This is a genomic window from Phyllobacterium sp. LjRoot231 (genome assembly GCF_964253365.1).
Taxonomy (GTDB): Bacteria; Pseudomonadota; Alphaproteobacteria; order Rhizobiales; family Rhizobiaceae; genus Phyllobacterium.
Genome location: NZ_CAXUQT020000001.1, coordinates 3,143,759 through 3,162,411, shown reverse-complemented (window position 1 = coordinate 3,162,411; position 18,653 = coordinate 3,143,759). Strand labels below are relative to the sequence as shown.

Here is an 18,653-nt window from a genome sequence, read left to right as displayed (position 1 = left end):
AGATCGCAGGAGTGATGCCTTATGCCGTCGATCCTGACGCGGCCAAGCGCCTCTGGGCCCTGAGTGAGCATCTCCTGCAATAAAAATGCTGATGGATTCTCGAGGAGATTACGCAAGATAGTCGGTCGGAGGCAATCGCATGGGCTCAAAAGAAACTTCGCTTGTCGCCATGGTTTATCCTGATTGATGTAGCATGCGTCATGGTTACAGGCGAAGGCGAGAGATTCGCCAAGCCGCAAGAGCAGGAGATGCGAGCCATACGTTACAAGATCCTTATCATTGCTCTGCTCTTCGCAGCTCCGGCGTTTGCGCACGACGCCCCGCTTGGCTGGGCATACGGCGCTGAATGTTGCAGCATGACAGACTGCTGGCAGGAGAAAGATGGCGCCATTCAAGAAACGCCAAATGGCTACCGTGTTGTCCTGACCGGCGAGTTGATCGGCTATGGTGATACGCGCATCAAGCCATCAAAGGATCAGTTTTTCCATCGCTGTACTGCCACCGCCGACCCCCGGGCAAGGCTATCGATTTGTCTCTATGTTCCGCCAAGATCATTGTAAAAGCGCGATCATCTGATGCACTTCAGCCGCAAGAATAGTCTCGTTGCGGATTTCTTCGGTCAACTGGAGCCGCATTTGCGTGAACTCAGGAGCAGCTTTGATGGTGTAGTTGCGTGGATGGGGAGCTGCACCGGTGTAATCGATTTGATTCGCCCCGGACGGGCCGACATTGTCTGGAACCGCAAGGCCGGCTGTTGATGATCATGTAGCCGATACCCAGTGACGCGCCGGTCATCTCGGCGACGATGACATACGTCCATGCCCAACCCAGGACCAGACGCAGCGTTTCGGCTATATCGGGGCATGCACGTTAGAGCGATAAACGATCGCTTTCTCCCGGAACAAGTTCCATCGGCCAGATCAGTTCGGTCTTGTCCGGCGGATAGTCCTTCTCGAATGCCGGCATGGTCGAAAGCAGCGCCTCGGCAAGCCGGATACCGAGATCGCGGAGCGAAATCCGAAAACATGTGAGAGTGGGCGACAGGAAGCGGCTTTGCGTGCTTTCGCGAAAACCGATGACGGCAATATCCCGGCCGGGATGGATGTCCGCTTCGTAGAAGCGCCGGTAAAGACCGATCGCCATGTTTTCATTCACCAGAATGACCGCGGTCGGCATCCGCTTCTGCGCCAGCATCGCGCTAGCAACCTGGTAACCGCCCTCTTCATTGCTGTTCGCCGGAAAAACAAGATCAGGATCGAAGCTGATCCCGTTGGCGCTCAATGCGCGTTTGTAACCTTCCACGAAAACGTAGCCAAGATTGATATCACTGGCCGGTACCCCGATCGCAATTCGCTGGTGGCCGAAGTTGACCAGCCGGGTTACGGCTGTCGCCGCAACGCCTTCAAAGTCAAGATCGATCCAAGGATATTGGCCGCCCGTGGCACTGCGCCCAAGCGTGACGAAAGGGATCTTGCGCTCGAGCAGGAATGTTATTCGCGGGTCATTGCGCATTGTCGCTGAAATAATCAATCCGTCGACAAACCGGCGTCCGACTATGCGATTGAGATAGGCACCGGGATCCTCATCGGTTCCACACAGTAGAGCCACGAGATCGAGTTGATGCCGCCTGAATACGGATTGCACGCCTTCGAACACCGGCATGAAGAAGCTGCCGCCATTGTCGGCCGTTTCGATAGACGACTCGATCATGAAACCGATCGTGTTAGTGGTACCCTGTCGCAGGCTGCGGCCGGACTGGTTCGGGACATAGCCGAGCTCTTTCGCCGCGAGGAGCACGCGCTCGCGGGTTTCGGGATTGACGTCGGACTTGCCATTCAGCGCCCGCGAAACAGTTCCGATCGAAATATTTAAATGATGGGCAAGGTCCCGAATACTCACACTTTTTTCTCCTTGGCGCGCTCGTTCTGAGGGCCGCCCCTCATAAAACACCGAAATGAGGGATTGACAAAAATAAAACTCCGATATGAAATCGTAAACGTTTACGGAAGCCATTTGCAATCGATTTCGTTGATTTTTGATGGTTTTCGTTGGGAGGAGAAAAAATGCAACGTGCCGTTCTAGTCGGCTGCGGAGCCATGAGCAAAGCATGGTTCGAGGCCGCCCGCACCATCGGCGATGTCGAAATTGTCGGCATCGTCGACCTCGATACCGGGCGCGCTGAACACCGCGCCAAGGAGTTCGGTTGGGAGACTGCGGCTGTCGGCTGCAATCTACCTGAAGTTCTCGCTCAAACCTCTCCCGACATCATTTTCGACATCGTGGTGCCAGCCGCCCGGCATGCAACAGTTGCGGCTGGGCTGGAGGCCGGCTGCCATGTTCTTTCCGAAAAACCGATGGCAGAAACGCTGGAGGAAGCGCACGATCTCGTTCACCGTGCGAGCGACACAGGCCGAATTCATGCCGTCGTGCAAAACCGGCGATATCTGGCACAGATCCGCCGCATCCGCAGGCTTATCCAGTCGGGCGCCATTGGCGAAGTGACCAGCCTCCATTGCGATTTTTTTCTCGCTCCGCATTTCGGCGGTTTCCGCGAAGAGATGCGCCACGTTCTGTTTCTCGACATGGCGATCCATACATTCGACGCCGCTCGCTACCTTGCAGGAGATGCCGCCAACGCCGTCTACGCCCGCGAGTGGGAGCCCGGCAACTCCTGGTACAGCCAGGGGTCATCGGCAGCCGCCATCTTCGAATTCTCCAATGGCGCGGTTTTCACTTATCGCGGCAGTTGGTGCGCCGACGGTTTGCGCACAAGCTGGGAGAGCGCATGGCGTATCGTCGGCAGCAAGGGTTCGATTGTCTGGGACGGATACGATGACATACGGGCCGAAGCCGTCACCTCCGGCAGAGAAGGCCTGTTTTCCGGGGTGACCGCCGTCGATATCCCTCCCCTCGACGCGTCTGATCGTATCGGCGGTCACCTCGGAGTCATGCAGGATTTCATTGCGGCCACACGCGGCGGTCCGCCACCGGAGACCGCCGGCACGGAAAATATCAAGAGCCTCGCCATGGTGCTCGGAGCGATCGACAGTGCCGAATCCGGACGACGCATCGAAATCACGATCTAAAGGAGTTCGAAGTGAGCAACCCGGCAAAAGCCATCCGTATCGGTACCATGATCAAGGGTAATGCGCCCGACCCCGCTGCCTATATCAAAAGCATCTTGCCGCACGGTTTTGAGAGCTTCGAACCGTTCTTCTGGCAGGTGATGAACAAGGATCTGCCAAGACTTGCCGAGGAGTTGAAGGAAGCGATCGGCGATGCGGATGTCACCATGTCAACACTTGGCATGTTCGGCAATCCGCTTGAGGACACAGAAATCGACCGCGAAACGCTGAAAGGTTGGGAAGCGCTCATCGACAACGCGCACCATTTCGGTGCGACGACGATTGCCGGTTTTACCGGGCGCGTTCGCGGTAAGCCAATTGAGGAAAGCCTGCCGCAATACAGGAAAGTCTGGACAGAACTGGCCAAGCGTGCTGCCGACAAAGGTTTAAAACTTGCCTTCGAAAACTGCGCCATGGATGGCAATTGGGCGAGCGGCGACTGGAACATTGCGCATAACCCCGACGCCTGGGAAATGATCTTCAACGAAGTCCCAGCCGATAATATTGGTCTTGAATGGGAGCCATGCCATCAGATGGTCTATCTGATCGACCCGCTCCCGCAAATCCGCAAATGGGCGCCGAAGATTTTCCATGTTCACGGCAAGGACGCGACGATCCGCTGGGAGGTCATCCGCGAGCACGGCATCTTCGGCAAGGAGAAATTCGTATTCATGCGCTCGCCGGGTTTCGGCGACACCAACTGGGTCGATGTGATTTCCGAACTGCGGCTTGCTGGGTGGTCGGGCTCGATCGACATCGAAGGTTGGCACGATCCGGTTTATCGCAATGAACTGGAAATGACCGGGCAAGTGCATTCGCTCAACTATCTCAAGCAGAGCCGCGGCGGCTCATACGTCCCCAACCCCTAAAACTCGACATCGGTCAATCTTGCCACAAGAAGCGAGCGGGCTGGACCAGCAACAAGAGGAGGAAAGCATGAAACCAGTTATGAAATGGATCGCGGCTGCATCGCTGCTCATGTCCGGTGCCGCTCAAGCCGAGCCGGTAACGCTGGATATCTGGACGATCGATCGTCCAGACCAGTACATGTACCTGTTGAAGGACGAGTTCGAACAGTCTCATCCGGACATCAAGCTGAACATCAAGACCGTTCAGTTCCGCGACATGGTCAACGATCTGGCGCGCGCCACCGCAACCGGTGAATCGCCTGACGTAACCTACATCGACAATCCTGAAGTCGCACTCTTCGCCTCGCGCGGCCTGCTGTTGGATCTAAGCCCCATGCTGGCTGAATCGAAGGTGATCAAGAAGGAGGAGATTTTCCCCGGCCCGCTTTCCTCAGTTACCTGGGACGGGAAGATCTACGGCATTCCGCGCGGCGCGAATACACTGGCGCTCTACTACAATGCGGACATGTTCAAGGCGAAAGGCCTTGACCCGGACAATCCGCCCAAGACATGGGACGAGCTTTACGCCGCCGCGAAGAAACTCAGCGATCCGGCCAAGAATATCTATGGTTTGGCATTTTCGGCCGTGGCCACCGAAGAGGGCACATTCCAATTCTTGCCCTGGCTGCAAATGGCAGGCGGTGACTACAACAAGGTCGATACTGAAGGCGGCGTCAAGGTTCTGAATTTCTGGGGCAAGCTGTTGGACGAGAAGCTTGCGTCTCCCGATACTTTGATCCGCAGCCAGTTTGACTCGACCGGTACCTTCAATGCCGGCAATGCAGCGATGGCCATTTCCGGTCCATGGGAACTTCCTCGCATGGGACGTGAAGCAAAATTCGATTATCGCGCCGCGCTTTTGCCGGTTCCGCAGGAAGGTGCAACCCGCGCATCGGCGCTTGGCGAAGGCGACAATGTCATCCTCGCCAACAGTGAACACCCGAAAGAGGCGTTCATTCTGCTTGAGTTCCTCTATGGCAAGATGCCCGATGTATGGAACCGTTTCGGTTTTCTGCCCGCCGCGAACGTGAAGTCCAATGATCCGAAGACACCTGCAATTTACGCGGTGTTCGAGGAAAGCATGAAATATGCGCGCAATCGCGGTCCTCACCCCGAGTGGCCAAAGATTTCGAAGGCTATCTACACTGCGATCCAGTCATCGTTGACGCATCAGAGCGATGCGAAGACCGCGCTTGTTACCGCACAGAAGCAAATCGACGCTGTTTTGGACAAATAATTTTGACAATCGCTCCTTCGCGCATGCGGGGGAGCGACGACCAATTTTGAAGCGGCAAGCGGGAGGACGCGGTGCAGAGCATCATCAGAACCATCCGGGACGGCAGCGGATTCGATATCCTTCTGCTTGGGCTTGCTCTGCTCTATCTCGTCACCTTCTCGGCTTTTCCGATCGTCTACAACATCATCATGTCGCTGCAGACCGTCGACATGTTCACCATCACGTCGTTCAGCCGGCCCTTCGTGGGCTTGCAGAATTACTACGATATCTTCTCCCAGCCCATCGCCGGTACGGTTTTCTGGAACACGTTGAAGTTCGTGGTGCTGTCGATCGTGTTCCAGCTTTCAATCGGTTTCGGGCTGGCACTTTTCTTCCAACAGGACTTTCCGGGGGCCAGCTATTTGCGTGGCCTGTTCCTAGCCGGATGGATCATGCCCGCACTCGTCGTCGGCGCAATCTGGAAATGGCTTTTCGCCGGCGATTTTGGCGTTATCAACTACGCCCTGACATCACTGGGGATTGCCGATGACCGCATCTTCTGGCTCTCAGACCCAAACGTAGCGCTCTATGCCGTTATCATCGCCAATATCTGGCTCGGCATTCCCTTCAACATGATCCTGCTCTCCGTCGGTCTCGCGAGCATACCGCGTGACGTCTACGAGGCCGCCGAACTTGATGGCGCAGGAGCATTCGAACGCTTTCGATCTATAACCCTCCCTCTGATGCGCGCGCAGCTTGGCGCCGTGATATCGCTGGGCGTGATCTTTACGTTGCAACAGTTCGACCTGATCGCGGCGCTCACACAAGGCGGGCCGGCCGACAGCTCGAATGTTGCGCAATATTGGTCGTGGCAGCTTTCATTCCAGACGTACGAAATTTCGCTCGGCAGCGCCGTCTCCGTTCTCATGATTATCTTCGTCATCGTGGTTGCAGCAGTCTATGTGCGCTCCACACGCCACGAACACAGCTACTGAGGAGGACGCTGATGAAACGCTACGTTCTTCTCGCTATCGGTTTGGCCATGACGGCGATCTATCTGTTCCCGCTCTACTGGATGTACCTGACTGCCTTGAAAAGCAGTACCGAGATTTTCCAGTATCCGCCGACTTTTTGGCCAGCCGACCCGCAGTGGAATTTTCTGGAGGTATGGAAGAGCCGTGGTATGGGGCAGTACATCTGGAATTCGCTGCTCATCGCTATAGGCGTTACGATCCTTGCTACGACATTGGGGACCGGATGTGCTTACGTATTGTCGCGCGTACGTAACGTCTGGATCGAAATCGCCCTCTTCGCGATCCTGATGATGCAGGTCTTGCCGTCGTCCCTCATGGTCACACCCATCTTCGTTATGTTCAATCAAATCGGTCTTCTGGCCAGTCCGCGTATCGCTGTCATCCTGGCGCAAACGGCCAAGGTCTTGCCGCTCTACATCGTCCTCTGCCGGGCAACATTCGTACAGGTGCCGCGGGAACTGGAAGAAGCGGCGCTCGTCGACGGATCGTCGCGCATCGGCGCCTTCTTCCACATCATGCTGCCCTTGGCGCGCAATGGGATTCTCGTCACGTCGGTGCTGATCTTCCTGCAATCCTTCGGCGAATATGTCTATGCGCGCTCGCTGATCGCCAAGAACGAATTGCAGACAGCAACGGTGGGGCTGCAGACTTTCATGGGTCCGAATGCCAATGACTGGAATGGCATCATGACCTACGCGGCCATCTATGTGACGCCCATCCTGATCGTGTTCATGCTCTTGCAACGGCGGATCGTCAGCGGCCTGACCGCCGGCGCCCTGAAATGAGGTAAACCATGCTCCAGATCGAGATCGACCATCTGAACAAGCATTATGGCGGATTTCATGCGCTGAAGGATATCAACATTGCCATCGAACAAGGCTCATTTGTAGCACTGGTCGGACCCTCCGGTTGCGGCAAATCCACATTGTTGCGCACGCTTGCCGGGCTCGAGAAAACCAGCTCCGGCGACGTCCGCATTGCAGGAGAAAGCGTCGTCGGCAAACCGCCGCGTGAGCGCGACGTGGCAATGGTGTTTCAGTCATACGCGCTCTATCCGCACATGGATGTCGAGCATAATATGAACTATTCGATGCGCTTGAAGCGTCGTCCAAAGGATGAAATCTCGGAGCGCACACGAGTGGCCGCCGAAACTCTCGGGCTTGACGGTCTTCTCGACCGTCTGCCAAAGGCCCTGTCCGGCGGTCAGCGGCAGCGTGTTGCCATGGGCCGGGCTATCGTCCGAAATCCGAAGGTATTCCTGTTCGACGAACCGCTCTCCAATCTTGACGCAGCGCTGCGAGTCCACATGCGCAGCGAAATCCGCAAACTGCATGAGCGTCTGAAAGCAACCTCCGTCTATGTCACCCACGATCAGGTCGAGGCGATGACAATGGCGGACCATGTCGTCGTGATGCGATCCGGTGTGATTGAACAGCAGGGCAGCCCGCTGGACCTTTACGATCGCCCGACGAATAAATTTGTCGCCGGCTTTATCGGTTCACCCGCGATGAATTTCCTGCCTGCCATAGCGGGGAACAACGGCACTATTATCCTGGACAACGACGGCGCAAACCCTTTGAACCTCAAACGCAATGTTGATGCTGGCCGTAAACTCTGGGTTGGCATGCGTCCCGAGCATCTCTTCTTGAGCCCCGGTTCCTCGGACATCGCCATCGACGCCGTCGTGGCTGGCATTGAGTCCACAGGAAGCATGACCTTTATCGTTATTGAACTCGCCGCCCAGCCAGTGATTGTGGCGCATAGCGGCAGGCCTGAAAGCAGCAAGGGCGACAAAATTCGCTTGCACATTTCCTCCAGCAATATCCACCTCTTCGATCGGGAAACTGAGCTGTCTGTCTAAATTTTTGTTGGTAGCTCTCAGAGACGAAACTCGGCATTATGTGGATGTTGTGGACAAGCCTTTAACAGCAGCCCTTCGTCATATTCGCCGCTTCTGACCTGGCCTATTGTTTCGCCCATGAAACCATCACGCGACATCACCCGCCTTCTCGACATCATGGCAGCGTTGCGCACGCCCGTTACCGGCTGTCCGTGGGATCTCGAACAGAATTTCAAATCAATCGCGCCATATACGCTTGAGGAAGCCTTTGAGGTCATCGACGCCATCGAGCGCAACGACATTGACGACCTGCGCGAGGAACTTGGCGACTTGCTGCTGCAGGTGGTTTTCCACGCCCGCATGGCCGAAGAACTGAAGGCATTCGATTTTGGTGATGTGGTCCAAGCCATCACCCACAAGATGATCCGCCGTCACCCCCACGTCTTTGGTGAAGAAGCTGCGCGTGGAGCCGGCATGGCCAAAGGCATGTGGGATAAGATCAAGGCGGAGGAAAAAGCCGAACGCCGCGAGCGTCGCGCGGCGCTCAACCTCGGCTTGGCTGAGGCGGACGGGTTTCTCGACGATATTCCACACGGGTTTCCAGCTTTGATGCGGGCTTTGAAGCTACAGCAGAAAGCCGCGAAAGTCGGTTTTGATTGGTCAGAGGCTGGCCCGATCCTTGACAAGATCCAGGAAGAAATCGGGGAGTTGAAAGAGGCAATCGCCAGCGGCGATCGACAAGACACCGAGGAAGAATATGGCGATCTGCTCTTTGCCCTAGTCAATCTCGGCCGTCATCTGAAGCTCGAACCGGAAAGCGCGCTTCGCGGAACGAATGAGAAGTTCCGCAGGCGCTTCCATTATATTGAGCGCAAACTTACCGAGCAGCAACAGACGCTTGAAGACGCAACACTCGACGAAATGGAAGCGCTATGGCAGCAGGCAAAGAAGGCAAAGTAACTTGCGTTAATGTCTGTTTCTGCTCAATAATTTCTCATCAAGAATTTTGTTGGATGCGGCGGTCATATCCATAGTCAAGGCGATTGACCCGTCATCGAGGTCCTTGCGCTTCACATTGCTCGAATGCTGATATATCCAGTCCATCAAGCGCATTTGATTATGCTGCAAAGTGATCTTGACGTGCGAAAGCTTGCCTGCAATCCGGTCTTCGATCTCCTTGAGCAGGGCGTCGACACCCTCGCCCGTTATCGCCGAGACCGGAATTGGATGCTCGTTGCCGGTTGCGGCCGTACTGAGACGCTGTGCCGCCTCGCGTCCGGCATCGTCGAGGAGATCGATCTTGTTCCAGACTTCGATAATGCGTTTGGTGTCGCCACGTTCAATACCGAGGCTGGTCATGATCGCGTGCACATCTTCCGCCTGCGCAGCGGTGTCCGGATCGGAAATATCGCGCACATGCAGGATGAGGTCAGCTTCGACCACTTCTTCCAGGGTCGCGCGGAAAGCAGCGACGAGATGCGTCGGCAGGTTGGAGATGAATCCGACCGTATCTGACAGGATGATCGTCTCGCCATGTTCCAGGCGGATACGGCGTAGCGTCGGATCGAGCGTGGCAAAGAGCATGTCTTCGGCAACGACCCCTGCTCCGGTAAGACGATTGAACAGCGTGGACTTGCCCGCATTGGTATAGCCGACGAGCGCCACCACGGGATGCGGCACTTTCTTGCGTTTCACCCGGTGCAGGGTTCGGGTACGAACGACCGTTTCAAGCTCGCGCTTGATGCGCAGAATCTTCTCCTGCAATGCTCGTCTGTCCGCTTCGATCTGAGTTTCACCCGGACCGCCGAGGAAGCCGCCACCGCCGCGCTGACGTTCCAAGTGGGTCCAGCTGCGAACCAGACGACCCTTCTGATAGGTCAAGTGCGCCAGTTCGACCTGTAAGGTGCCTTCCTTCGTCTGAGCGCGCCGTCCGAAAATCTCGAGAATGAGCCCGGTCCTGTCCAGAACCTTGGCATTCCATTCCTTTTCGAGATTGCGCTGCTGCACCGGTGTCAGCGAATGGTCAACGATCACCAGTTCCGCATGCGAAGCTTCTACGATCTCGCCAATGGCTTCGACCTTGCCGGTTCCGAGCAATGTAGCCGGACGCGGAGTGGAAACCTGCACGATATCTGAATGGACGATGTCGAGATCGATGGCGCGAGCGAGGCCTTCGGCTTCTTCGAGCCGTGCCTCATCGCTACGCTGGAATTCACGTTGATACTTGGGACGGTTATTTTCGTCGCGCTTGCTGCCATCGGTAAAGCGTTGGGGCAGCACGGGCACGATGACGACCGCGCGCGTAGCTTCCCTGGCGGTTTCGCCGTTGTCAGCAATTCCGCCAGTCTTCTGTGCGTTACGCGTGGAATCCTTGGTCAAATGTGGTCTCAGTCGCTTTCTTCAACTTCGAACATCTGCACGGGTTGACTCGGCATAATGGTCGAGATGGCATGCTTATAGACGAGCTGCGAATGGCCGTCACGGCGCAAAAGAACGCAGAAATTGTCGAAAGACGTGACAATTCCAGTCAGTTTCACACCATTAATGAGGAATATTGTCAGAGAAATCTTCTGTTTTCTGACTGAATTCAGAAAAAGATCCTGAAGATTCTGCGATCGTTCAGCCATTGTTTTTGTCCTTTTATGCGATCAGCAAACGTGTCTCATACAAAATTCTGCGGCGGAAGCAAACTTTCTCTGCTCCAGCAGGAGGTGAAAAATAGCGCTCTGTTAGTCCCCTCACTCTCCGGTTAACAGGATGGCGTTTTTTCCGCAATGTCAAAAAACGCTTCCCGTAAGGAAAGTGTAGTTGTTCCAGGATGACCATTTGCCACCGATTCGCCGTCAATCGCAACGATTGGCATGACAACAGTTGACGCAGCGGTCATGAAAACTTCCTTGGCTTTCTTTGCTTCATCGACAGAAAAGCCTCTCTCCTCGATCTTCAGTCCCAGCTTTTTTGCCACGTCGAAAATGGTGGTGCGGGTAATTCCGCGCAAAATGCCGTACTCTGCGGGACGGGTGACCAAGACGCCATCCTTGGTAACGATCCAGGCGTTGGTCGCAGCCCCTTCCTTGACGATGCCGTCCGAATCGATAAACCACGCCTCCTGAGCACCCAGGTCCTTCGCCTGCTGGCGGGCGAGTACATTCGGCAACAAACCAATGGACTTGATGTCCACGCGTTCCCAGCGGTTCTCCGGCACAGTTATCACCTTGATGCCCTTGGCGGCACGAACGGCCGCTGCTGCGGGACTGGTGCGTTTTGCAGTGATGACAACGGCTGGCGGCGTATCTGCTGACGGAAACACGTGATCGCGCCTGGCAACGCCGCGCGTGACCTGCAAATAGACAAGACCGTCGTGAACCCGATTCCGGCGCACAACCTCCTTGATCACCGTCTGCAGAGCCTTGCGCGCCATCGGCCAAGCAATCTTCAATTCAGAAAGTGAACGATTCAACCTGTCGAGGTGGCGGGTCATGTCCATGATATTGCCGCGTGCGATCTCGCAGACTTCATAGACACCGTCGGCGAACTGATAGCCGCGGTCCTCAATGTGGATACCGGCTTCGGAATGCTGGACATACTGACCGTTTACATAGGCAATGCGCGACATCGCGTCTCCTTCTTAATTGAATGTACCGAAAACCATGCGCATGGGCGTGCCCAGCGCAACGCGTTTGCCGGTGTCCTCAAGTGCACCGGTGCCGATGTCGCGTTTGAAAATGGCAATTCCGCCGCCCTTTTGATTGGCGACCAGCATAAACTTGCCGGATGGATCAATGGCGAAATTGCGCGGGCCAATACCTTGCGACGGCGTCCAGCCAATCAACGCAATTTCACCGGAAGTTGCGATCGCATAACTCACAATGCTGTTATGGCCGCGGTTTGACCCATAAAGGAAACGCCCATCGGCACTGACGGCAATTTCCGCGCAGGTGTTGGTTCCGGTGAACCCTTCCGGCAAGGTCGGCAAGGTCTGGGCAATCGTGAGTTCGGCGGTTTCAGGATTATAATGCAGAACCGAAACAGTGCTGTTCAACTCGTTGATGACATAAGCTATTTTGCCATTTGGGTGGAACGTCATATGCCGTGGTCCGGCACCATCAGGCAATTGCGTGAATGGCGTTGCGGCGAGGGCCAGGTTTTCGCCTTTCTTCGGCAGTCTATAGGCCATGATCCGGTCCAGCCCGAGATCGCAGACAAAGACCGTGCGATTGTCGGGGCTCACCACAGCACAATGGCCGTGCTGGCGCTTCTCAGTCGGCAGGATGGCGTTCGGGCCCTCATGGATTGCAGCGGCAAAGGCAGGTTCCAGCCCGCCGTCAGCACGTATGGCAAGGGCCGCAATTGCATTGCCCGGACGTGCACCCAATTCCGCAACCGTATAGTTGGAGGCTAAGAGAAGCTCACCGGACTGGTCGAAGCCAAGATGGCAGGTGGTGTTGCCCAATGTCGATTGCATATTGATATAGGACAGCGCGCCGGTCGCGGGATTGATGTCGAAGGCTGCGGTCAGATTTTCATTCCACGCTGGAACTTCCACAGCGGCGTAGAGGCGCTTGCGTTTCTCATCGATCGCCAGATAACCCGGATTATCGATCGCCAAATATTCGCTCGCGAGAGTCAGGTCTCCCGTCTCACCATCAAATTGAAAGACACTGATGCCCTTTCCCTCACCGGGCAAGGCATTGCGGTTCAGATTACCGACAAAAGCAAAGGTTTTTGACATTGTTGTTCTCATGCGTTCGGAGCGGTGAGACGGAGAATCTCCCCATCACTCGGAATTAGGAGCTTATGCTTAGCGATGTCGTGGGCGTTCGCATAGGCCTGAAGGTCGTCACGCGTTACAGTAGCATGGTCGAGTGCTTCCATGTGGGTCACTATGATCCTCGTATCTTTGGGAGCAATGCGGCAAACCTCGATAGTCTGTTCCGCGTCCATGACAATCAGGGTATCGTCCCATTTGGCCCCGCAGGAATGGGTGATGATGATGTCCGGCGCGCTGGTAGCAATTGTCTCCCGTACAGGCGGATAGAGGATAGTATCACCTGCCCAATAGATCGATGGTTCGCGGTCTGCCTCGATCGTGAAACCGATGACGTGTCCCATCTTTTCGAGCACGGGGCCTGAGCCATGATTGCCGTCGCGGCACGTCAGTCGGATACCGCCATACGTCAATTCATCATTCAGCGGCGTAACGTCGGTGAATCCGAACGATCGGATCTTTTCCTCGTCACCCGGCTGGCAAAAGAGCGGCAGATGTTTTGGGACCAGTTCCTGCGCGACCTTGTCGAAATGATCAGCATGGAGATGTGAGACGATGACGAGCTCCACCCCAGCCAGGATTTCATCCGTCGATGCCGGAAGGTCAACCATCGGATTGGGGGAGCGGCCGGTGAAGGACGGACGACTGTGTTTTGGCCCGAAATCCGGATCGATCAGGATAGTCGTGCCGGCATAGTCAAGCTTCAGCGTTGCGTTGCGGAGGAGTTGCAATTTCATTTGGCTGCATCCCTTTCTGGAAGGTGCTGCGGGACAGCGCGTAGCGGCAAACGATCAAAGGAGTAGAGGCGGGACTGCGAAACTGGATGGCTTGGTCAGACTCCGAGGGACTTCAGCTTGCGATGTAATGCCGAACGCTCCATGCCAACGAATTCGGCCGTGCGCGAGATATTTCCACCAAAACGATTGATCTGGGCAATCAGATATTCCTTCTCGAACCGCTCACGCGCTTCACGCAAGGGTAGCGCCATGATGTGCTGATCCGATTCGGTCGGGGGTTTTGGCAGTGTATCGCCAATCTCCGCGGGCAGTAAATCAGCGGTGATCACGGACTCTGGATTGTCGCCGCGCGCAAGAATGATCAAGCGCTCGATATTGTTGCGCAACTGGCGAATATTTCCTGGCCATGAGTGCGATTGAAGTACCGCCATTGCATCCGGGCCAATCTTGCGCGGCTTGATACCAGCCTGCTCGGCAATCTGTCCCATGAAGAACTCGACAAGCGCGGGAATATCGTCACGCCGATCAGCCAAAGGCGGCACGATCACGGGAACCACTGCGAGCCGATGGAACAAATCTTCGCGGAAGCGACCTTCGGCAATCATTGCCTCAAGATTCTGGGCGGTCGAGGAAATGATCCGAACGTCGACCTTGATCCGCTTGGTTCCCCCTACCCGTTCGAACTGCTGGTCCACCAGGACCCGCAAAATCTTGTTCTGGGTTTCCCGCGGCATATCGGCGATTTCGTTGAGGTAAAGAATGCCGCCATGTGCTTCTTCCAAGGCGCCGACCTTGCGCTCGCCCCCGTCGGATTCGGTACCGAACAATTCGACTTCCATGCGTTCTGGTGTGATTGTCGCGGCGTTCAGATTGACAAACGGTCCTTTCGAACGCGTCGATAACGCATGAATGGCGCGCGCGGTCAGTTCCTTGCCGGCGCCGGATGGTCCGGTGATCATGATGCGGCTGTTGGTGGGCGCAACCCGTTCGATGGTCTGGCGAAGATGGTTCATGGAGAGCGAACTGCCGAGAAGTTCGAAGCTTTCGCTCGATCTCTTACGCAGATCGGAAACCTCGCGGCGCAGTTTTGACGTTTCAAGCGCGCGCTCGGCAATCAGAATCAACCGGTCCGCCTTGAAGGGTTTCTCGATGAAATCATAAGCGCCGCGGCGAATGGCCGAAACGGCGGTTTCGATATTGCCGTGACCGGAAATCATGACAACCGGGATCTCCGGATGCCGCAGCTTGATCTCGTCAAGCAGCGCCAGTCCATCCAGACGGCTGCCTTGCATCCAGATGTCGAGGAAAATCAGTCTGGGAATGCGGTCGTCGATTGCAGCCAGTGCGCTGTCAGCGTCCGAGGCAACGCGAGCCTCATAGCCTTCATCGCTGAGTATGCCAGCCACAAGTTCGCGGATGTCGACTTCGTCGTCGACGACAAGAATATCAGATGCCATATTAATTCACCTGCTTTGCCGATTTATCGGTCTCTGCTTCGACCTGCGTAACGGTCTGTGTGGTTGGAAAAATCATGCGGATCATCGCGCCGCGGCCCCCGTAAAAGTCTTCCGGCGCGTCATGCAATTCGAGATGCCCGGCATGGTCCTCGACAATCTTCTTGACGATAGCAAGGCCAAGTCCGGTGCCCTTCTCGCGAGTCGTCATGTAGGGTTCGAGCAGCCGCTGCCGATGCTCGCGCGGCAGGCCTTTGCCATTGTCGAGGATTTCGACCACGATTGTCGCATCATCCTGTCTGGATCTGACAAGAATGTGCCCGTCGGCATGAGTCTCTTTCACAATGGATTCAACGGATTCAGCAGCGTTCTTGATGACGTTTCCAAAGGCCTGTCCCATCAAACGACTGTCGAACTGACCGATGAGCGGGAGGCTGCCAAAGTCGCGCTCGAAACGAATATCACTACGGCTGACCTCCACCAGGAAAGAGGCCTCGCGCAAAGCCTCGCGCAAATCCATCGCCTTGATTTCCGGTTTCGGCATGCGCGCGAAGGCAGAGAATTCATCGACCATGCGACCTATATCACCAACCTGCCGAATGATCGTCTCGGTGCATTGATCGAAGACCTCACGATCTTCAGTGATCACCTTGCCGTAGCGGCGGCGCAAACGTTCCGCAGAAAGCTGGATCGGTGTCAGCGGATTCTTGATCTCGTGAGCGATGCGCCTTGCGACATCAGCCCATGCGGAGGAACGCTGCGCCTCAACCAGATCGGTGATATCATCCACGGTCACAACGTAAGAATGGTCAATCGACTCAGCGTCTTCCACGGTAATCTGGACGTTGAACGTTCGCGCGCTGCCGCGGCGCGACATGGTCACCTGCTCGCGATAAACGGAGCGGCCCGTTGCATGCGCGACTTCGAAAACCAGTCCGATCTCCGGAACAAGCGCGGTCAAGTTCTTGCCTATCGCGGTTGCCGGATCGAGCGAGAGCATTGTTTCAGCAGAACGGTTTATGATGCCTATGACGCCATCACCATTCACACTGATGACGCCGGCGGTCACACCTGAAAGGACCGCTTCTGAGAACCGTCTCCGCTCATCGATCTGATCCTTGGCGGTAACGAGCTCGCTGCGCTGCGTCCCCAACTGCCGAACCATCGTATTGAATGTCTGCGAGAGCGAGCCGATATCGCCATCATTGCGGTGCACGGGAACCGAGACATCGAGATTGCCTGTTGCCACATCATCGGCGGCGCCAATCAATAGCCGAATGGGACGCACAAGCCTGTCAGCAACGGCTATGCCTGTCCAGATCGCCGACAGGAGCAGCGTCAGGGTGAGACCGAAATAGAGCAGCGCAAAAAGAATCTGGGTCGTGGTCCCTTCCCCAGCGGACTTTTGCTCATCGGCAGTTCGTTTCTCCATCAATCGGCTCGAGCTGAGAATGTCCGCATCAACGGGCCTTACGGCATAAAGGAACAGCCCCGGTATCTCGCGCATCATGATAACTGCACTGAGAAGATTGGTCTGTTCCGGCGGAATGAGTACGGGTTTGCCGTCCGATGCGGTCTCCAGTACCGACTTTGCCACAGCAGGTATCGCGACATCAGATTTGATATCGGCGCGCACCGCCGTTTCGCCATTTGGCCTGATCAGGGAAGCGCCGATCAGGCCCCGCCCCAGCGCCTGCTGCGTCAGCAAACGGGTAAACCCGCTCCGATCAAGATTATAAAGCGTCCGCTGGCCATCGAGGTCGTTGACCATTTCAAGCGTCGTGCCCTGCAAATTGCGTGCACTTTCCTGAATATAGGAATTGGCGAGGCTGATGGACGAGTTGACAATGGTCGTCGTCCGCATCTCGAACCAGCGGTCAAGTCCGAGATCAAGAGTAATGGAGGCGACGATGGCGACGATCATTGCTGGCACGGCGGCGACGAGCGAAAAAAGCACAATAAGACGCACATGCAGGCGCGATGCGGCTTTCCCACGCGTTCTGGCTCGCGCGATGCGGTAAGCTTCCCGTCCGATCAGAATCATAAGGGCCGCGATAAGAACCGCGTTGATACCTGTAAGCAGCAACGTGATCCGGCTGTCGGGATGGATTGGCGTCATGCCGGTCAGGATCAGAAAAGTTACGCCGGTCGTGAGCAATGCGAGGACAACCGTAGCAAGTCCAACCCTCGAATAAAACTTCTGCATGCCGCCGCTTGTCGCGCCAGTTGCCGAAGTTCCAAACAGATTGACCGAATTCGATAAAAGCATTGCTGTTGTGATTCCAAACACGTGGCACTCATGCAACACATTGTGGCGGAAATGCAACGTTTTGTCTCGGAGCAATTCCAAATGTTCAACAACTAAGCCGTAGTCCCCGAGATTATTGCGATCGGAGCTAATACAAACGTTGAGTAAATTTGTCGTTACGCGTTCACATGGTCATTTTAAAGCTGATAAAACCACTTATCACTGTCCCGGACGTGTCGTCGTCCGTGGAATTGCGTGCTGCCATCAGCGAGAACGACTTTCAAAGCATGGAGAACTGACATGGAATATGTACGCCTCGGAAATACCGGCCTGCAGGTCTCGCGGATTTGCCTCGGTTGCATGAGTTATGGTGAACCCGATCGTGGCATTCACACTTGGACTCTGTCCGAAGAAAAGAGTCGACCGTTCATCAAACAGGCGCTTGAACTCGGAATCAATTTTTTCGACACGGCCAATGTCTATTCGGACGGCTCGAGCGAAGAGATTGTCGGCCGCGCGTTGAAGGATTTCTCCTCGCGTGAGGAGGTTGTCATCGCCACCAAGGTTAACAGCCGGATGCGTCCCGGTCCAAACGGTGCTGGCCTTTCACGCAAAGCCATTTTTGCCGAAATCGACGCAAGCCTGCAGCGGCTCGGCACAGATTATGTCGATCTCTACCAGATCCATCGTTTCGATTATGACACGCCCATCGAGGAAACTCTTGAAGCGCTTCATGAGGTCGTGAAATCAGGCAAGGTCCGTTATATCGGAGCGTCATCCATGTACGCTTGGCAGTTCGCGCAAATGCTCGCGACCTCGGAAAAGCACGGATGGGCACGCTTCGTTTCGATGCAAAACTACGTGAACCTGCTCTACCGTGAGGAGGAACGCGAAATGCTGCCGCTGTGCAAGGCAGAAGGCATCGCCGTCATTCCGTGGAGCCCCCTCGCTCGCGGCCGGCTTACGCGCGATTGGGATGAAAGCAGCGCGCGCTCTGAAACCGATGAATTCGGCAAGGGGCTTTATGCCGGTACTGAGGATGCCGACAAGAAAGTCGTGGACGCAGTCGCGCAAGTTGCAGAAAAACGCGGTCTCCCACGTGCACAAATAGCTCTTTCCTGGGTTTTGTCAAAGGTAACATCGCCCATCGTTGGTGCTACCAAAGCATATCACCTGGATGATGCTGTTGCAGCACTTCAAGTTAGGCTATCAGAAGCAGAAATTTCTGCAATTGAAGCACCGTATATTCCACACAGAGTAATGGGCTTTGTTTAGTTGCAGCACATCGTCTATTTTCACGTTCGACATTTGATATAGACAAAG

General features: G+C 55.6%; 17 protein-coding genes and 2 pseudogenes. 9 read left to right on the top strand and 10 right to left on the bottom strand.

From position 1 onward, the window contains the following. Window positions 1–161 precede the first annotated feature (161 nt). A complete protein-coding gene (locus tag ACSQ3H_RS15590; protein WP_436117888.1) occupies window positions 162–560 on the top strand; it encodes a hypothetical protein in 399 nt (132 codons plus the stop codon). Here ACSQ3H_RS15590 and ACSQ3H_RS15585 read toward each other — a convergent pair. From ACSQ3H_RS15585 to ACSQ3H_RS15575, 3 genes and pseudogenes are all read right to left on the bottom strand, one after another. Further along, a pseudogene (locus ACSQ3H_RS15585) lies at window positions 552–748 on the bottom strand (hypothetical protein); the annotation flags it as partial. The gene ACSQ3H_RS15590 and the pseudogene ACSQ3H_RS15585 overlap by 9 nt on opposite strands. Next, window positions 748–861 (bottom strand): annotated as a pseudogene (locus ACSQ3H_RS15580) (ABC transporter permease); the annotation flags it as partial. The pseudogenes ACSQ3H_RS15580 and ACSQ3H_RS15585, both read right to left, overlap by 1 nt. A 9-nt stretch (window positions 862–870) precedes the next feature. Beyond that, on the bottom strand, window positions 871–1,899 hold the full coding sequence (locus ACSQ3H_RS15575; protein WP_436117887.1) for a LacI family DNA-binding transcriptional regulator: 1,029 nt from the start codon (window positions 1,897–1,899) through the stop codon (window positions 871–873). A 164-nt stretch (window positions 1,900–2,063) separates the two neighbouring features. On the opposite strand from ACSQ3H_RS15575, the gene ACSQ3H_RS15570 reads away from it, so the two are divergent. The 7 genes from ACSQ3H_RS15570 (at window position 2,064) to mazG (ending at window position 9,083) form a co-directional block, all read left to right on the top strand. Continuing rightward, window positions 2,064–3,086 (top strand): Gfo/Idh/MocA family protein, encoded by a 1,023-nt coding sequence (locus tag ACSQ3H_RS15570; RefSeq protein ID WP_436117886.1) that lies wholly within the window; start codon window positions 2,064–2,066, stop codon window positions 3,084–3,086. An 11-nt stretch (window positions 3,087–3,097) separates the two neighbouring features. Then, entirely contained in the window at window positions 3,098–3,994 is an 897-nt protein-coding gene (locus ACSQ3H_RS15565; RefSeq protein ID WP_436117885.1) for a sugar phosphate isomerase/epimerase family protein, read from the top strand. Between the two features lie 67 nt (window positions 3,995–4,061). Beyond that, on the top strand, window positions 4,062–5,270 hold the full coding sequence (locus tag ACSQ3H_RS15560) for an ABC transporter substrate-binding protein (protein ID WP_436117884.1): 1,209 nt from the start codon (window positions 4,062–4,064) through the stop codon (window positions 5,268–5,270). Window positions 5,271–5,341: 71 nt separating this feature from the next. Continuing rightward, window positions 5,342–6,244, top strand: coding sequence for a carbohydrate ABC transporter permease (locus ACSQ3H_RS15555; protein ID WP_436117883.1), 903 nt, complete (start codon window positions 5,342–5,344; stop codon window positions 6,242–6,244). 11 nt (window positions 6,245–6,255) lie between these two features. After that, window positions 6,256–7,068 (top strand): carbohydrate ABC transporter permease, encoded by an 813-nt coding sequence (locus tag ACSQ3H_RS15550; protein WP_436117882.1) that lies wholly within the window; start codon window positions 6,256–6,258, stop codon window positions 7,066–7,068. 8 nt (window positions 7,069–7,076) lie between these two features. Next, the gene (locus ACSQ3H_RS15545) at window positions 7,077–8,144 is read left to right on the top strand and encodes an ABC transporter ATP-binding protein (protein ID WP_436117881.1); all 1,068 of its coding nucleotides are present in this window, start codon (window positions 7,077–7,079) and stop codon (window positions 8,142–8,144) included. Window positions 8,145–8,261: 117 nt separating this feature from the next. Beyond that, window positions 8,262–9,083, top strand: a complete 822-nt coding sequence (gene mazG / locus ACSQ3H_RS15540; RefSeq protein WP_436117880.1) for a nucleoside triphosphate pyrophosphohydrolase — start codon at window positions 8,262–8,264, stop codon at window positions 9,081–9,083. 6 nt (window positions 9,084–9,089) lie between these two features. Here mazG and hflX read toward each other — a convergent pair whose 3' ends face one another. The 7 genes from hflX to ACSQ3H_RS15505 all read right to left on the bottom strand — a co-directional run bounded on the left by hflX (window position 9,090) and on the right by ACSQ3H_RS15505 (window position 17,351). After that, entirely contained in the window at window positions 9,090–10,502 is a 1,413-nt protein-coding gene (gene hflX, locus ACSQ3H_RS15535) for a GTPase HflX (protein WP_436117879.1), read from the bottom strand. Window positions 10,503–10,510: 8 nt separating this feature from the next. After that, window positions 10,511–10,750, bottom strand: coding sequence for an RNA chaperone Hfq (gene hfq, locus ACSQ3H_RS15530; RefSeq protein ID WP_008129219.1), 240 nt, complete (start codon window positions 10,748–10,750; stop codon window positions 10,511–10,513). A gap of 122 nt (window positions 10,751–10,872) precedes the next feature. Beyond that, window positions 10,873–11,739, bottom strand: coding sequence for a D-amino-acid transaminase (locus ACSQ3H_RS15525; RefSeq protein ID WP_436117878.1), 867 nt, complete (start codon window positions 11,737–11,739; stop codon window positions 10,873–10,875). A 12-nt stretch (window positions 11,740–11,751) separates the two neighbouring features. After that, a complete protein-coding gene (locus ACSQ3H_RS15520) occupies window positions 11,752–12,855 on the bottom strand; it encodes a lactonase family protein (RefSeq protein ID WP_436117877.1) in 1,104 nt (367 codons plus the stop codon). Between the two features lie 8 nt (window positions 12,856–12,863). Next, window positions 12,864–13,628 (bottom strand): MBL fold metallo-hydrolase, encoded by a 765-nt coding sequence (locus ACSQ3H_RS15515; RefSeq protein WP_436117876.1) that lies wholly within the window; start codon window positions 13,626–13,628, stop codon window positions 12,864–12,866. A 95-nt stretch (window positions 13,629–13,723) separates the two neighbouring features. Next, on the bottom strand, window positions 13,724–15,085 hold the full coding sequence (ntrX, locus tag ACSQ3H_RS15510) for a nitrogen assimilation response regulator NtrX (protein ID WP_436117875.1): 1,362 nt from the start codon (window positions 15,083–15,085) through the stop codon (window positions 13,724–13,726). A 1-nt stretch (window position 15,086) separates the two neighbouring features. Continuing rightward, entirely contained in the window at window positions 15,087–17,351 is a 2,265-nt protein-coding gene (locus tag ACSQ3H_RS15505) for an ATP-binding protein (RefSeq protein WP_436117874.1), read from the bottom strand. 279 nt (window positions 17,352–17,630) lie between these two features. Here ACSQ3H_RS15505 and ACSQ3H_RS15500 point away from each other — a divergent pair, with 279 nt between their 5' ends. After that, window positions 17,631–18,605 carry an aldo/keto reductase gene (locus tag ACSQ3H_RS15500; RefSeq protein ID WP_436117873.1) on the top strand — a complete coding sequence of 325 codons (975 nt, stop codon included), beginning with the start codon at window positions 17,631–17,633 and terminating at the stop codon, window positions 18,603–18,605. Window positions 18,606–18,653 lie beyond the last annotated feature (48 nt).